This is a genomic window from Streptomyces sp. MMS24-W38 (assembly GCF_059889265.1).
Window position 1 is genome coordinate 2315682 of the sequence record NZ_JCBCPP010000001.1, and the last position, 15610, is coordinate 2331291.

General features: G+C 72.0%; 12 protein-coding genes. 2 read left to right on the forward strand and 10 right to left on the reverse strand.

The genetic code is table 11. The annotated features are described in order from the left end of the window. Window position 1: 1 nt before the first annotated feature. The 8 genes from AC6F7H_RS09250 to AC6F7H_RS09285 all read right to left on the reverse strand — a co-directional run bounded on the left by AC6F7H_RS09250 (window position 2) and on the right by AC6F7H_RS09285 (window position 11021). Entirely contained in the window at window positions 2–1945 is a 1944-nt protein-coding gene (locus AC6F7H_RS09250) for an ABC transporter permease (protein WP_500756452.1), read from the reverse strand. Beyond that, complete coding sequence (locus tag AC6F7H_RS09255) at window positions 1945–3069, reverse strand: quaternary amine ABC transporter ATP-binding protein (protein WP_500756454.1); 1125 nt, start codon at window positions 3067–3069, stop codon at window positions 1945–1947. Before AC6F7H_RS09255 ends, AC6F7H_RS09250 begins: the two co-directional genes overlap by 1 nt. Beyond that, complete coding sequence (locus AC6F7H_RS09260) at window positions 3069–4604, reverse strand: GMC family oxidoreductase (RefSeq protein ID WP_500756455.1); 1536 nt, start codon at window positions 4602–4604, stop codon at window positions 3069–3071. The genes AC6F7H_RS09255 and AC6F7H_RS09260 overlap by 1 nt, the downstream gene beginning before the upstream one ends. A 184-nt stretch (window positions 4605–4788) precedes the next feature. Continuing rightward, on the reverse strand, window positions 4789–6309 hold the full coding sequence (locus tag AC6F7H_RS09265) for an aldehyde dehydrogenase family protein (RefSeq protein ID WP_500756456.1): 1521 nt from the start codon (window positions 6307–6309) through the stop codon (window positions 4789–4791). A 306-nt stretch (window positions 6310–6615) separates the two neighbouring features. Continuing rightward, entirely contained in the window at window positions 6616–7605 is a 990-nt protein-coding gene (locus tag AC6F7H_RS09270; protein WP_500756457.1) for a malate dehydrogenase, read from the reverse strand. A gap of 437 nt (window positions 7606–8042) precedes the next feature. After that, window positions 8043–9134: a helix-turn-helix domain-containing protein gene (locus AC6F7H_RS09275; protein WP_500756460.1), complete on the reverse strand. Its 1092-nt coding sequence runs from the start codon at window positions 9132–9134 to the stop codon at window positions 8043–8045. Window positions 9135–9610: 476 nt separating this feature from the next. Then, complete coding sequence (locus AC6F7H_RS09280) at window positions 9611–10102, reverse strand: DUF3017 domain-containing protein (RefSeq protein WP_500761728.1); 492 nt, start codon at window positions 10100–10102, stop codon at window positions 9611–9613. 64 nt (window positions 10103–10166) lie between these two features. After that, window positions 10167–11021, reverse strand: a complete 855-nt coding sequence (locus AC6F7H_RS09285; RefSeq protein ID WP_500756461.1) for a bifunctional methylenetetrahydrofolate dehydrogenase/methenyltetrahydrofolate cyclohydrolase — start codon at window positions 11019–11021, stop codon at window positions 10167–10169. Window positions 11022–11418: 397 nt separating this feature from the next. Here AC6F7H_RS09285 and AC6F7H_RS09290 point away from each other — a divergent pair, with 397 nt between their 5' ends. Beyond that, the gene (locus AC6F7H_RS09290; protein ID WP_500756462.1) at window positions 11419–11997 is read left to right on the forward strand and encodes a hypothetical protein; all 579 of its coding nucleotides are present in this window, start codon (window positions 11419–11421) and stop codon (window positions 11995–11997) included. Window positions 11998–12229: 232 nt separating this feature from the next. Here the strand turns inward: AC6F7H_RS09290 and purH are convergent, their stop codons facing one another. Then, the gene (gene purH, locus AC6F7H_RS09295; RefSeq protein WP_500756464.1) at window positions 12230–13816 is read right to left on the reverse strand and encodes a bifunctional phosphoribosylaminoimidazolecarboxamide formyltransferase/IMP cyclohydrolase; all 1587 of its coding nucleotides are present in this window, start codon (window positions 13814–13816) and stop codon (window positions 12230–12232) included. Next, window positions 13813–14451 (reverse strand): phosphoribosylglycinamide formyltransferase, encoded by a 639-nt coding sequence (purN, locus tag AC6F7H_RS09300; protein WP_500756465.1) that lies wholly within the window; start codon window positions 14449–14451, stop codon window positions 13813–13815. The genes purH and purN overlap by 4 nt, the downstream gene beginning before the upstream one ends. A gap of 358 nt (window positions 14452–14809) precedes the next feature. Between purN and AC6F7H_RS09305 the strand changes: the two genes are divergently transcribed. Next, on the forward strand, window positions 14810–15604 hold the full coding sequence (locus AC6F7H_RS09305) for a hypothetical protein (protein ID WP_500756466.1): 795 nt from the start codon (window positions 14810–14812) through the stop codon (window positions 15602–15604). Window positions 15605–15610 lie beyond the last annotated feature (6 nt).

A 15610-nucleotide genomic window follows, 5' to 3' on the forward strand; every position in this document is an offset into this window, starting at 1 on the left:
GTCAGGCTCCCTTCTTCGCGCGGCGTTCGGTGGGCTGGGTCACCCGGTCGAGCATCAGGCCCAGGCAGACGATCGCGGCACCGGCGACCAGGCCGGTCGCCAGGTCGCCCTGGGCGAGGCCGAAGACGACGTCGTAGCCGAGTGCGCCACCGCCGACCATGCCGCCGATGATGACGACGGCGAGGACCAGGACCACGCCCTGGTTGGCGGCGAGAAGCAGCGCCGGGCGGGCCAGCGGGAGCTGGACCTGGCGCAGTTGCTGGGCGCTGGTCGCGCCGAGCGAGCGGGCCGACTCCAGGGCCGCCGGGTCGACCTGGCGCAGCCCCTGCGCGGTGATGCGGACGACGGCCGGCAGCGCGTAGACGACGGCCGCGGCGACGGCGGGGGCGCGGCCGACGCCGAACAGGGCGACGACCGGGATCAGGTACACGAACTGCGGCATCGTCTGGAACACGTCCAGCACGGGCCGCAGCAGACGGTCGACGCGATCGCTGCGTGCCGCGGCGATGCCCGTCGCGAAGCCGACGACCAGGGTGACGGCGACGGCCGCGAGGACCTGGGAGAGCGTGTCGAGGGACGGGGTCCACACGCCGAGCACCCCGATGGCGGCCATGGCGAGGACGGCGGTGAGCGCGGTGCGCCAGGTGCCGATCAGCCAGGCCAGGGTGGCGACGACGAGCAGCACCGACCACCAGGGCAGCCACTGCAGTCCGTCGCGGATCGGGTCGAGGACCCAGGTGGTGAAGCGTGCGGCCCAGTCGGCGGTGCCGCCGATGACGGGGACGCCCGAGTACAGGTGGTCGGTCATCCAGCCGACGGCCCGGTTGACCGGCTCGACGATGGACACGACCCATCCGTCGGGCCACTCCAGGCGTGCCGTCAGCCGTCCGGCGACGGCCACGACCGCGGCGCCGGCCACGACGTACAGCCAGTGCGTGCGGGGCCCGGTCGCCTGGCCGAGGTTCGCCCCGGCCGCGCCGGTCACCCGGTCGAGGACGACGGCGAGCAGCACGATCGGGATGCCGGCGGCGAGGGCCGCGCCCACGTCGACGGAGGCCAGCGCCTGGTAGACGCGGTCGCCCAGACCGCCCGCGCCGATCACCGAGGCGATGACGGCCATGGACAGCGCCATCATGATCGTCTGGTTGAGCCCCAGGAGGAGTTCCTTGCGGGCCAGCGGGATGCGGGCGGTCAGCAGACGCTGGCGGGAGGTGGTGCCGAGCGACTCGACCGCCTCCAGCACCTCCTTGTCGGCGCCCCGCAGACCGAGCGCGGTCAGCCGGGCCATGGGCGGCGCGGCGTAGACGACCGTGGCGAGGACGGCGGCCGGGACGCCGATGCCGAAGATCAGCACGACCGGCAGGAGGTAGGCGAAGGCGGGGAGCACCTGCATGGTGTCCAGGACCGGGCGCAGGACGCGGTCCATCCGGTCGAAGAGCCCGGCGGCGAGCCCGAGCAGCGCGCCGACGACGACGGACGCGGTGACCGCGACCACCATCAGGGCGAGCGTCTGCATGGTGGGCACCCACATGCCGGGCAGTCCGCAGGCGAGGAACGCGACGGTGGTGCCGAGTGCGAGGCGGATGCCCGCGACACGCCAGGCGACGAGCCCTGCGAGGGCGGTCACCCCCGCCCATCCGACGGCGAGGAGGGCGAGGTAGACGGCTCGTACGGTGACGACGACGACGTTGCTGACGTGGCCGAAGAAGTACAGGAAGAGGGGGTGGGAGTCCCGGTTGTCGATGATCCAGTCGCTGGCCCCGGCCAGCGGTCCGGAGACGTCCACGGTCAGCGCCTCGGGCCAGCTGCCGCCGGCCCAGCGCGCGACGGCGAACGGGACGAGGACCGCGGCGGCCACGGTGAGCAGCAGGAGCTTGCGCACGGCGAGGTGTCCGAGCAGACCGGACCGGCCGGTCCGGGGAGCGACTGCGGTGACGGTCACCATCAGACGGCCTCCTTGGGCAGCTCCGTCCCGTCGGGCTGCTCCGTTCCGGTGGGCTGCTCCGTTCCGGCGATCACCGACAGCAGCGCGTCGGAGTCGACGACGCCCAGGCAACGGCCCTCGTCGAGGACCCGGGCCGGACCGCCCCCGCGGGCGACGGCCTCGATGGCCTCCGACACCGTGGCGTCCGGACGGACGGCGGGGCCGCTGCCGGCCGCTTCCGCCGAGGAGGCGGGGCGCATGGCCGTACGGACGGTGAGGACCTGTTCGCGCGGGACGTCCCGGACGAAGTCACGGACGTAGTCGTCGGCGGGCGAGCCCACGATCTCCTCGGGGGTGCCCAGCTGGACCACCCGCCCGTCGCGCATGAGGGCGATGCGGTCGCCCAGCTTCAGGGCCTCGCCGAGGTCGTGGGTGATGAAGACCATCGTGCGGCCCTCCTCGCGGTGCAGCCGGACCACCTCCTCCTGCATGTCGCGCCGGATGAGGGGGTCGAGCGCGCTGAACGGCTCGTCGAACAGCAGCACCTCGGGGTCGACGACGAGGGCGCGGGCGAGCCCGACGCGCTGGCGCTGGCCGCCGGAGAGCTGGGAGGGTCTGCGCTGCTCCATGCCCGCCAGGCCCACCTTGGCGACGACCTCGGCGGCCTTCTCGCGCCGCTGCGCCTTGCCCATGCCCTGGATCTCCAGGCCGTAGGCCACGTTGTCGAGGACGGTGCGGTGCGGCAGCAGTCCGAAGTGCTGGAAGACCATGGCGGCGCGGTGCCGGCGCAGTTCGCGCAGCCGTGCCTTGTCCATGGCGCGGACGTCCTCGCCGTCGATGGCGATGGTGCCCGCGGTCGGCTCGATCAGCCGGGTCAGACAGCGCACCAGCGTGGACTTGCCGGAGCCGGACAGGCCCATGACGACGAAGACCTCGCCCTTGCGGACGTCGAAGCCGACGTCCCGGACGGCGGCCGTGCATCCGGTGCGGGCGCGCAGTCCGGCCGGGTCGAGCGCGGCGAGTTCGGGGTCGCCGGGCACACGGTCGGCCTTCGGGCCGAAGACCTTCCACAGTCCGTCGACGGAGAAGACGGGTGAGCCGGCCCCTGGATCGGCGGGCGCGGCGGCAGCGGTGGCGGTACTCATCACGCATCGCTCCCGATCAGATCGACGGCCCGCTCGCCGACCATCAGCACGCCGATCATCGGGTTCACGGCGGTCATGGTCGGGAAGACGGAGGCGTCGGCGATCCGGATGCCCTGCAGGCCGCGAATCCTCAACTCGGGGTCGACGACGGCCGTTTCGTCGTCCTCCGCCCCCATCTTGCAGGTGCCCGCCGGGTGGTAGACGGTGTGGGCGACCTTGCGGGCGTACTCGCTGAGCTCCTCGTCACCCGTGATGTCCGGGCCGGGGGCCACCTCGCGCTTGAGCCAGTGGGCCAGCGGCTCGGTCTTCGCGATCTCGCGGGCGATGCGGATGCCGTCGACGAGGGTACGGCCGTCGTAGTCGTCCTCGTCGGTGAAGTAGCGGAAGTCCAGCGCGGGCTTGACCTCGGGGTCGGCGCTGGTCAGGTAGAGCCTGCCGCGGCTCTTCGGCTTGGGGATGTTCGGGGTCATGGAGACGCCGAACTCCGGCCGCTGGTAGCCCAGTCGCTCCGGATTGTCCGTGAACGGGATCTGGTAGAAGTGGAACATCAGGTCGGGACCCGCGTGTTCGGGGTCGCGGCGCACGAACAGGCCCGCGTCGGAGTCCATCGCGGAGTTGTCCGGGATGGGGCCGTCGGTCTCCCAGACGATCACCGACTCGGGGTGGTCGAGCAGGTTCTCGCCGACCCCGGGAAGGTCGTGCGCCACGGGTATGCCGAGCGCCTCCAGGTCGGCCTTCGGACCGATGCCGGAGTGCAGCAGCAGCCGGGGCGAGTCGACCGCGCCGGCGCACAGCAGGACTTCGTTCTGGGCCCGTACGAGGATCTCCTCGCCGTCCTTGGTGCGGACGTGGACCCCCTCGGCGCGCGTGCCGTTCAGCTCCAGCCGGTACGCCCAGGTCTCCAGCATGATCGTCAGGTTGGGGCGTTCGTCCATCACCGGGTGCAGATACGCGACCGACGCCGAGGAGCGCTTGTTGTTCTCCGGGTGGTAGGCGAGGTCGAAGAAGCCGACGCCGTCGTCGAACGGCTTCTTGTTGAAGCCCTCGACCCGCGGCACGCCCAGCGCGCCCTGGGCGGCGTCGACGAAGTCACGGGCGATGGCGTTCCGGTCCTTCTCGTCGACCGGGACGATGTTGTTCTTGAGCCGGGCGTAGTACGCCTCCATCTGCACCGCGCCCCAGCCCTTGGCACCGGCCTGTTCCCACTCGTCCCAGTCGGACGGGAGCGGCTTGAAGGCGATCAGGGTGTTGTGCGAGGAGCATCCGCCGAGGACCCGGGCCCGGCTGTGCCGGATGTGCGAGTTACCGCGGGGCTGCTCGGTGGTGGGGTAGTCGTAGTCCAGCTCGCCACCGAGCAGGCCCATCCAGCGGCGCAGGGTCAGCACGTCGTCGCGGCCGACGTCGCTGGGGCCGCCCTCGATGACCGCGACGGTGACGTCCGGGTTCTCGGTCAGCCGGGAGGCGATGACGGACCCTGCGGTACCGCCGCCGATGACAACGTAGTCGTACGTGCGTTCGTGGGTGTGATCCGGCATGGATGTTGCTCCTACGGGGACTCGAAGACGAGACGGGGGGGACAAAGGGTGCCGAGCGATGTCGGCGGGCCTCGGGCGGAGCCCTGGCCAGGGGTGTCGTTCGAAGCAGTACGGCGTCACGCGGTGCGTGCGGCCCGGGCCGCACGCACCGCGTTCGCTCCGGGTGCCGCTCGGCGGTGGCGGCTCAGCCCGCGAACCAACGCACCGGCTTCGGCGCGAGGTTCTGGTAGACGTGCTTGGTCTCGCGGTACTCGGCGAGGCCGGCCGGGCCGAGTTCGCGGCCCACTCCGCTCTTGCCGAAGCCGCCCCACTCCGCCTGCGGGAGGTAGGGGTGGAAGTCGTTGATCCACACGGTGCCGTGGCGCAGCCGTCCGGCCACCCGCCGGGCGCGGCCCGCGTCGGCGGTCCAGACGGCGCCGGCCAGCCCGTACTCGGTGTCGTTGGCGAGGGCGACGGCCTCGTCCTCGGTGCGGAAGGTCTCGACGGTGAGCACCGGTCCGAACACCTCCTCGCGCACGACCCGCATCTCGCGGTGGCAGTGGTCGAGGACGGTCGGCTCGTAGAAGTAGCCGGCCTCGGGCCGGTCGGCGGACGGCTCCGGCCGCTTGCCGCCGGAGCGCAGCACCGCCCCCTCCTTCAGCGCGGAGGCGACGTACGCCTCGATCCTGTCGCGCTGCTGCTCGGAGACCAGCGGTCCGCACTCGACGCCGTCCGCGGTGCCCCGGCCGAGCCTGATCTTCTCGGCGCGGCGGGCGAGTTCGTCGACGAAGCGGTCGCGGACCGACTCCTCGACGATGAGCCGGGCGCCCGCCGAGCAGACCTGGCCGCTGTGGATGAAGGCCGCGTTGAGGGCCTGGTCGACGGCGGTGTCGAAGCCGTCCCTGGTGGCGCAGGCGTCGGCGAAGACCACGTTGGGGTTCTTGCCGCCGAGTTCGAGGGCGACCTTCTTCACGCTCGGCGCGGCGGCCTGGGCGACCTTGGTGCCGCTGACCAGTCCGCCGGTGAAGGAGACCAGGTCGACGTCGGGGTGCTCGGCCAGCCGGGCGCCGACGGTGTGACCGGGCCCGGTGACGATGTTGGCGACCCCGGTGGGCAGCCCCGCCTCGATCAGCAGGTCGATGAGCGCCACGGTGGTCAGCGGGGTGATCTCGCTGGGCTTGACGACGAAGGTGTTGCCGGCCGCGAGGGCGGGGGCGATCTTCCAACTGGCCTGGAGCAGCGGATAGTTCCAGGGCGTGATCATCGCGCAGACACCGACGGGCTCGTGCACGACGACGCTGTGGACGTCGGTGGAACCCGCGTCGACGACCCGGCCGGGAGCCTCCCCGGCGACCAGGTCGGCGAAGTAGCGGAAGGCGTCGGCGACACAGTCGATGTCGACGCGCCCCTCCTCGACGGTCTTGCCCGCGTCCCGGCTCTCCAGCAGGCCGAGCGCCTCCCTGTCCCGGACGAGGAGACCGGCGACGCGGCGCAGCAGCGCGGCCCGCTCGGCGACGGGGGTGTGCGGCCACGGGCCCTCGTCGAACGCCCGCCGGGCGGCGGCCACCGCCAGGTCGGCGTCCTTCTCGTCGCCCTCCGCGACCACGGCGAACGGCAGCGCGTCCGCGGGGTCGAGGATCTCGCGGGTGGCCCCCGAGAGGGCTGCTCGCCACTCGCCTCCCGCGTGGATCGAGGTACGCACCTGGAGCTCTGCACTGTCCGCCATGATCGCCTGCTGCCTTCCGTTCCTGTTCAGCGCCCATGAGTGACACAGGTCCAGTGACCAGGTCGAGTCACACGGGCGTCACCCACGGAACGGGGTGGCGCCTGCCCACAAGACCCGAATGCATGCACGATTCATGCCCGGAGGTGTGCTACATCACGGAAGATGCGGTCGAAAGGGTGGAAACCCCGCGCCCCGCGACACGGAAGGGCCCCGTACCGGAGACCGGTACGGGGCCCTTGACCCGAAGCCCGTCGGGCGGAGCGGACGGGTCGGACGGATCCGACTGATCGGACGGATCCGTCGGGATCAGATGAGGCCGAGGCCGCGGACCGCCTCGCGCTCCTCCTCGAGCTCCTTGACGGAGGCGTCGATGCGGGCACGGGAGAAGTCGTTGATCTCCAGGCCCTGGACGATCTCGTACTTACCGTCCTTCACGGTGACCGGGAAGGAGGAGATCAGGCCCTCGGGGACGCCGTAGGAGCCGTCCGACGGGATGCCCATGGAGACCCAGTCGCCGTCCGCGGTGCCGTTGACCCAGGTGTGGACGTGGCCGATGGCCGCGTTGGCGGCGGAGGCGGCCGACGAGGCGCCACGGGCCTCGATGATCGCGGCACCGCGCTTGGCGACGGTCGGGATGAAGTCCTCGGCCAGCCACTTCTCGTCGTTCACGACCTCGGCGGCGTTCTTGCCGGCGACGGTGGCGTGGAAGATGTCCGGGTACTGGGTGGCGGAGTGGTTGCCCCAGATGGTCAGACGCTTGATGTCGGAGACCGTCGAACCCGTCTTCTTCGCCAGCTGGGTCAGCGCGCGGTTGTGGTCCAGACGGGTCATCGCGGTGAAGCGCCCGGCCGGTACGTCCGGGGCGGCGGCCTGGGCGATGAGCGCGTTGGTGTTGGCCGGGTTGCCCACCACCAGCACCCGGACGTCGTCCGCGGCGTGGGCGTTGATGGCCTGGCCCTGCGGCTTGAAGATGCCGCCGTTGGCCTCCAGGAGGTCACCGCGCTCCATGCCCTTGGTGCGCGGACGGGCACCCACGAGCAGGGCGACGTTGGCACCGTCGAAGGCCACGTTCGGGTCGTCCGTGATGTCGATGCCCTGCAGGAGCGGGAACGCGCAGTCGTCCAGCTCCATGGCCGTGCCCTCGGCCGCCTTGAGCGCGGGGGTGATCTCCAGCAGGCGCAGCTTGACCGGCACGTCCGCGCCGAGCAGCTGGCCTGAGGCGATGCGGAAGAGCAGGGCGTAACCGATCTGGCCGGCCGCGCCGGTGACGGTGACGTTCACGGGAGTGCGGGTCATGGCGTTCTCCGTATGACAGCTGGCGGTGGGGCGTCCCGGCCCCGGGGGGTACGGATCCCGCTCCGGCGCGTGACCGGTGCCCGCCACGATGATCGGTCACCGGTGCGGACGGGTCATCGTGGCGAGTACCGGTGATCGATCTCTTGGCGTCAAGAGAGATCCAGCGGTCAGGCTATCGCGGCATCCACGATCGTGGACGCCCAGGCTCCATGTGGTCAGTCCCACAGAGTGGCGAACGTGTGCACGAGCGTGCCCGGGGAAGGCGGCCGCCTGTCCGGGAGAGGGTCGGAGGCGGCCGCCGATCGGGGGACCGATCGTGCCGGACTCCCGTGGGGGTGAGGTTCACGTGCCCCGGTTCCGCCGTCCCATGCGCACACCGCGCCACGAACTTCACGGGCGGCTGCACGGCGCGCCCGGCTCGCCGCCTCGGCACCGCCCTACTCCGTGCACCCCTCCTCACCGGAGGCCAGCACCACGCAGGCCTTGGCCTGTGCGGCGCTCTCGACCGCCATCATCGGGGTGTAGGCGACCGTGTCGCCGACCTCGGTGATGCTGTCGCTCTGCTTCGACTTCCCCCCGGCGATCTCGACCTCGTCACCCTGCGTCGCCTGGGTGATACGGCCCCATGCGGCGCCGCAGGTCTTGCTGTAGCGGACCTCGACCGTGGTGGCGCCGACGGTCGCCGTCTGCGTGGTGGTCACGAGGTCGCCGCTGCACCCCATGTTCTCCGCGTCCTTGCCGTCGCAGCCGTCGCCGCTGCACTTCACTCCGGCGGGCAGCTCCACGGGGGCGGAGGCGGTGGGCGAGGGGGACTTCCCGGCTTCGCCCTTCTTGCCGTCGTCGCTCCCGATGACGTAGAACGCGGCGGCGATCACCACCAGCACTCCGACGGCGCCCGTGAGGAACATCCCCGTCCGCCGCTTGCCGTCCGGGCCACCGGAGCCGCCACGGCCTCCGCCGCCCCGGGGCGGCGCGGGAGGGGCGGCGGCGCCGCGGCGGCCCGACGGGGCGGGCCCGGCGTACCCGGCCATGCCCCAGGAGTTCGCCCCGGAGGCGTCACGGACGTCCGAGGCGGTCGGCTGCGGCGGCACTGCCGGTGAGACGCCGGCCGGTCCGGCGACGCCTGGCCGGACCGGAGCACCGCCGCCTTTGCGGCCCCTGCCGCCCCCGCCGTTCGACGGCGGTCCGGCGAGCTCGCTCAGCGCGGAGCGCGCCTGCGAGATCCTGATCGCCTCCATCGTCATGTCGTGCCGCATCTCCGAGCGGCTCCAGGCCCGCTCGGCCAGCTCCCACATGGTGGTCAGGTGCACCGGATTGGTTCCGGTGACCTCGGCCAGGGCCACGATCGCGCCCTTGGGCGCGAGCAGCCGGCCGTTCAGATAACGCTCCCAGGACGTCTTGCTGTAGCCCGTGCGGTCGGAGACCGACGCGACGCTCAGGCCGCTGCGGTCCACGACGCGCCTGAGCTGGCTCGTGAACTCCCTGATCTGCGGATCGAGTTCATCCGGCAAGGCCTTCCAACGAGGCATTGCTTCCCCCCTCTTCCCCGGTCGTACTGGTATGTCCCTCGCGCGTGGTGGCCCTCTGCCGAGTCGCCGTTCCGGCTACCCACATGGATGCCGCCAGTCAGGATCTCAGTTCCCGGGGTGGGGGCGCACAGGAGCGTCAGGGCCGCGGGCATGCGCCGTCGCGCGCTCGCTCGCTCGTGGCCCAGTCTCCCACCGGCAGCCCCCTCGACCGAACAGAACCGGGCAGAACACGGGAGGGCGGCGCGGATTGCCCGGGATCGTCAGGATGGTCACACCGGTCACGCCGGTCGCCCGAAGTGCCCGCCCTGCCGTGAACGGCGGCCCGTCCTCACCCCCGTGAAAGGACGGGCCGCCGCCGGAAACAACCTTCCTGCACGCCGAACCCCCTGTTCAACGGCTGTCCGGTCGCTGTGGCACGGAAGTGACCGTTCCGCTACGTCCCCCGGATTCCCCGGATCATCCTGGGACAGGCCCCGCTAACTGCTGACCGTGAAGTGCAGCAGGTCCTCCAGGAACGGGATCTTCAGCTTGGGATCCGGCTGCACCATCAGCGCCAGCAGCACGATCGCCAGCCCCAGGACGCCGTACGTGACGATGTCCGTGAAGCGGGAGCGCACGGCGAGCATGCCGACACCCGGCAGCGCCCAGCGGAGCGCACCGCCCGCCAGCAGCGCCACGCCGATCAGCAGCGTGCCGATCCGGAACAGGTCGAACACGGTCAGCAGCAGGCCGAGTCCGGCCGTGAGCAGCACGGCGAGGATCGGCCACTGCCGGGCGGGCGCGGGGGCGTCGCCGGCGGCGGCCCGGCCGCCGCCCTCCGGGCGGGCGGTGTCCCTGGTGAACCGCGGGAAGCGGCGGGTGGTGCGCCGCGGCCTCCCCTCGGCGTCGGGCGCGCTGACGGGGTCGGGGGCCTCGGCGAGGTCGGGGGCCTCGGCGTTCTCGGCCCGCGCCGAGGCCGGGGCCGACACCGACTCCGGCGCCTGAGGCCGCTCCGGCGCCGACCCGGGTGCCCGCCCCTCGCGGGCGTCGCTGTCAGCCGACACTGCGCTCTGCCGCCTCCACCACGTTGACCAGCAGCTGGGCCCGGGTCATCGGGCCGACACCGCCGGGATTCGGGGAGACCCAGCCGGCCACCTCGGCCACGTCCGGATGCACGTCACCCACGATCTTGCCCTCGGCGTTGCGGGAGACCCCGACGTCCAGGACGGCCGCACCGGGCTTGACGTCCTCCGCGCGGACGAGATGGGCGGAGCCGGCGGCGGCGACGATGATGTCCGCGCGCTTCAGGTGCGCCGACAGGTCGCGGGTGCCGGTGTGGCACTGGGTCACGGTGGCGTTCTCGCTGCGCCGGGTCAGCAGCAGCGGCATCGGACGGCCGATGGTCACTCCGCGGCCGACGACCACGACCTCGGCGCCCTTGATCTCCACGCCGTAGCGGCGCAGCAGGGTGAGGACGCCGTTGGGGGTGCAGGGCAGCGGGGCCGGCTCGTTCAGGACGAGGCGGCCGAGGTTCATCGGGTGGAGGCCGTCGGCGTCCTTGTCCGGGTCCATGAGTTCCAGGATGCGGTTCTCGTCGATGCCCTTGGGCAGCGGCAGCTGGACGATGTATCCGGTGCAGGCCGGGTCCTCGTTCAGGTCGCGGACGACCGCCTCGATCTCCTCCTGCGTGGCCGTGTCGGGCAGCTCCCGCTGGATGGAGGCGATGCCGACCTGGGCGCAGTCGCGGTGCTTGCCGGCGACGTACTTCCGGCTGCCGGGATCGTCGCCGACGAGGATCGTGCCGAGGCCGGGCGTGACGCCCTTCTCCTTCAGCGCCGCCACGCGGGCGGTCAGATCGGACTTGATCGCTGCTGCGGTGGCCTTGCCATCGAGAATCTGGGCAGTCATGGACCCATCCTCGCGGATGACCGGGCCCCGGTACCAATCCGCGCGCGTTCGATCCGTGCTCCGAACGCGCTCCGCCCGTGCTCCGGACGCGTTCCGGAGGTGCTCCGGACGCGTCCCCGGCTCGTCCCGGACGACCGCGAGGTTCGCGATCCCATATTTCACCTCCAGTCCACCCTCGGACCGGCCGTGTTTCACCCGTATCCGGCCAAGATCAGCAATGTTGCACTTGCACAACACATACCGTCTGCGGCTGGACAATCGGCAGATCGGTCAAGAACGATGAACGGCACGGTGCCGCGGGCAAGAACCGGGGGGACGGACCGCGTCTGCAGAACTTCCTCCGAACCGCGCCCCGCGTCGTCCCCGCACCCGCAGCGACAACGGAGGAAGAAGCGCCATGAGTTTCGGCGACCCGAACAACCCCTACGGACAGCCGCAGCAGCAGCCCGGCCAGCCCGGCTACGGCTACCCCCAGCAGCAGCCCCCCGGTCAGCCCGGCTACGGCTACCCGGCGGCGCCGCCGGTGGGTGCCTACCCCGGTGCCCCGATACCGACGTCCATGCCGGGAACGGTGAGCACGGCACGTGTGCTGCTGTGGGTCATCGTGGGCCTGCAGCTCATCGGCGTGGCGCTGTTCGCGATCAGTGCCGTGGGCGTGCAGGCCGCGAAGAACGACCCGGCGCTGAGTGAGGAGCCCGCGTTCGATCAGCTCGCCGACTACTCGTCCGGCCTGCTCTGGGGTCTGACCCTGTTCGCACTGGCGTGGGGCGTGTTCGCACTCGTACTGGCCGTCAAGTTCGGCAAGGGCGGCAACGGTGTCCGCATCACCGCGCTGATCTTCGGCATCATCACCGCCATCCTCGGCATCTACCCCTTCGTCTTCGTGGGCCTGATCCACACGGTGCTGGCGATCCTGATCGCCGTGTTCGTCGGCAACGCCGCGGGCAGCGCCTGGTTCAACCGCCCGCGCTACTGAGAGCGACCGCCCCGAGCACACCGCCGCCGAGGGCCGTGTCTCCCCGAACGGGTGGGACACGGCCCTCGGCGCGTCCGGGGCGAGCGGATCCGGAAACGGCGGAAGCTGCAGGGGGCCGTCTCCGGCCCGGGCCGGCGCGCCCGTGGTGTCCCCGAGGTCGGCCGGTGCGAGGTGGACAAGCAGGGGGTTAGTCCGCCCGGTCGCCCGTGTGAGCGACCGGGCGGACGGTCCGTCAGTGGAAGAAGTGGCGCGTGCCCGTGAAGTACATCGTGACGCCGGCCTTCCTCGCCGCCTCGACGACCTGCTCGTCACGGACCGAACCGCCCGGCTGGACCACGGCCTTGACGCCCGCCGCGGTGAGGATCTCCAGGCCGTCCGGGAAGGGGAAGAAGGCGTCCGAGGCGGCATAGGCGCCCTGGGCGCGCTCGGCGCCGGCCCGTTCCACCGCCAGCTTCGCGGAGTCGACGCGGTTGACCTGACCCATGCCGACGCCGACCGAGGCGCCGTCCTTGGCGAGCAGGATCGCGTTGGACTTCACGGCCCGGCAGGCCCGCCACGCGAAGGCCAGCTCGGCCAGCTCCGCCTCGGAGAGGGCCTCGCCGCTGGCCAGCGTCCAGGTGGCCGGGTCGTCGCCCTCCGCCTGGAGGCGGTCGGTGACCTGGAGCAGGGCTCCGCCGTCGATCGGCTTCACCTCGACGGGGGCGGCCGGGGCCTCGGGGGTGCGCAGCACGCGGATGTTCTTCTTCTTGGTGAGGGCTTCGAGGGCGCCGTCCTCGTAGTCCGGCGCGACGATGACCTCGGTGAAGATCTCCGCGACCTGCTCGGCCATCTCCTTGGACACCGGGCGGTTGACGGCGATCACGCCGCCGAAGGCGGACAGCGGGTCACAGGCGTGCGCCTTGCGGTGCGCCTCGGCGACGTCCGCGCCGGTCGCGATCCCGCACGGGTTGGCGTGCTTGATGATCGCGACGGCCGGCCCGGCGTGGTCGTACGCGGCACGCAGCGCGGCGTCGGTGTCCGTGTAGTTGTTGTACGACATCTCCTTGCCGTGCAGCTGCTCGGCCTCGGCGAGGCCGCCTGTGCCGGAGACGTACAGAGCGGCGGGCTGGTGCGGGTTCTCGCCGTAGCGCAGGGTGTTCTTGCGCTCCCAGGTGGCGCCGAGGAAGTCGGGGAACCGCCCCGCAGCGGAGCTGCTGTCGGCCGCGGCGTCGACGGGGGCGTACTCGGAGGCGAACCAGGAGGCGACCGCCACGTCGTACGCGGCCGTGTGCTGGAAGGCCTCCGCGGCCAGGCGCTTGCGGATGGCGAGGTCGAAGCCGCCGTCGCGGACGGCGGACAGGACGTCGGCGTACCGGGCGGGGTCGGTCACCACGGCGACGGACGGGTGGTTCTTGGCGGCGGCGCGGACCATGGAGGGGCCGCCGATGTCGATCTGCTCCACGCACTCGTCGGGCGTCGCGCCCGAGGCGACGGTCTCGCGGAACGGGTAGAGGTTGACCACGACCAGGTCGAACGGCTGCACGCCCAGCTCGTCGAGCTGCTCCCGGTGGCTGTCGAGGCGCAGGTCGGCGAGGATGCCGGCGTGCACCTTCGGGTGCAGGGTCTTGACCCGGCCGTCCAGGCACTCCGGGAAGCCGGTCAGCTCCTCGACCTTGGTGACGGGGACGCCTGCGGCGGAGATGCGGCCGGCCGTGGACCCGGTGGAGACGAGTTCGACGCCCGCCTCGTGCAGGCCACGGGCGAGCTCCTCGAGCCCGGTCTTGTCGTAGACGCTGACGAGCGCCCGTCGGACGGCCCGCTTGTTGCTCTCGGCGGTCACTGGATAACTACCTTTCGTCCCTCGATGCGATAGCCGTTGCGGGCGAGCCGCCCCACGACCTCGACGAGCAGCCTTCGCTCGACTTCCTTGATGCGCTCGTGCAGCGCGCTCTCGTCGTCCTCGTCCCGGACCTCCACCACGCCCTGCGCGATGATCGGCCCGGTGTCGACACCGTCGTCGACGAAGTGGACGGTGCAGCCGGTGACCCTGGCGCCGTACGCGAGCGCGTCCCGTACGCCGTGGGCTCCGGGAAAACTGGGCAGCAGGGCGGGGTGGGTGTTGACGAACCGCCCGCCGAAGCGCGCGAGGAACTCCTTGCCCACGATCTTCATGAACCCGGCGGACACCACGAGGTCGGGTGCGTGGGCGGCGACCGCCTCGGCGAGCGCCGCGTCCCACTCCTGGCGGTCGGCGAAGTCCTTGACCCGGCACACGAAGGTCGGCAGCCCGGCGCGCTCGGCGCGGGCGAGCCCCTCGACGCCCTCGCGGTCGGCGCCGACGGCCACGATCTCGGCTCCGTACGCCTCGGCGCCGGTGGCGGCGATCTCGTCGAGGAGCGCCTGCAGGTTGGTGCCGGATCCGGAGACCAGCACGACGAGGCGCCTGGGGCGCTCGGCCACGGGCTTGGCGGCCACGGTGGGGCCCTTTCTCGGGAGCGCTCGTGCGGTCGGAGGCACAGCGCTTTGTGTATTCGTACGAATGCTTCGCTCCCTCGGATACGGGGAAGCCTACGAAGCGGCCGACCGTCAGCAACGATACCGGCACACTGGGCGGCTCTCACGGGACGGGGGCGTGGCTGGAAGGTAGCGTCTGGGAAGAGCCGGTCCGGGAACGTTCGGGTCGCCCGGGAACGCCTCCTGTGCACCAAGCGTTCACAGGAGGGAGCCCGGGACCGGAGAACGGACGGAACACTCCGGCTCAGCCGTGGAAGTCGTCCGTGGCCAGCCGTACTCGATCAGTCGCACTTCGTTAAAAGGGGAAGACGCTCACTTGATGCCGGACCGCAGCCTGCGATTCCTCACGTTCCCCCAGCCGTCGGCACAGGGAGGGGAGCGTGGCGCCGTGCTGCTGCGGGAGCGCCCCTCCTCGCCGCCCGAGACGCCCCGGGACGAGGGCAGCGGCGGCGAGCGGCGCCGTGGCTCCGAGGAGAACAACCCGTTCGCGCCGCCCCCGGAGGGGACCCCCGACCAGTCCTGGCAGCCCCGGCACCCGTCCGGCGACGAGGGCGGTGACGGTGGCGGCCGGGGAGACGGCGGCCGCTCCCCGTGGGGCGGGCGGTGGAGTGACCGGCAGCCCGGCCGTTCCTCGGGCGGCTTCGGCGATCGCCCGCGCAGCCCGGAGGGACAGGGCGGCGGGAACAGCGGGCCCCAGGGCCCCGGACCGCGCTGGGACCCGACGGACCCGGTCCAGCGCCGGGCGCGTTACTCCCTGCTGTCCGGCATGTGGGCCTTCTTCTTCGCCCTGTTCAGCTGGCCCTACGTCGCACTGCTGCTGGGCGCGCTCGCCCTGTACTGGGCGATCAGCGCCCTGCGCGCCGAACCCCGCGCGGCCTCCGACCCCGACTCCCCGGCACCGGCGCAGAAGGGCCGCCCGCAGACCACGGCCGCGGTGAGCGGGCTGGTCACGGCCTCCCTGGCACTCGCCCTGGTCGCCGCCAACTTCACGGCACAGCTGGTGTACCGGGACTACTACACCTGTACGCATGACGCCCTCACCCAGGAGGCCAGGCAGTCCTGCAACACCCTCCTGCCGGACGAACTCCGGAACTTCCTCGGGACGGCCGACTGAGAGACC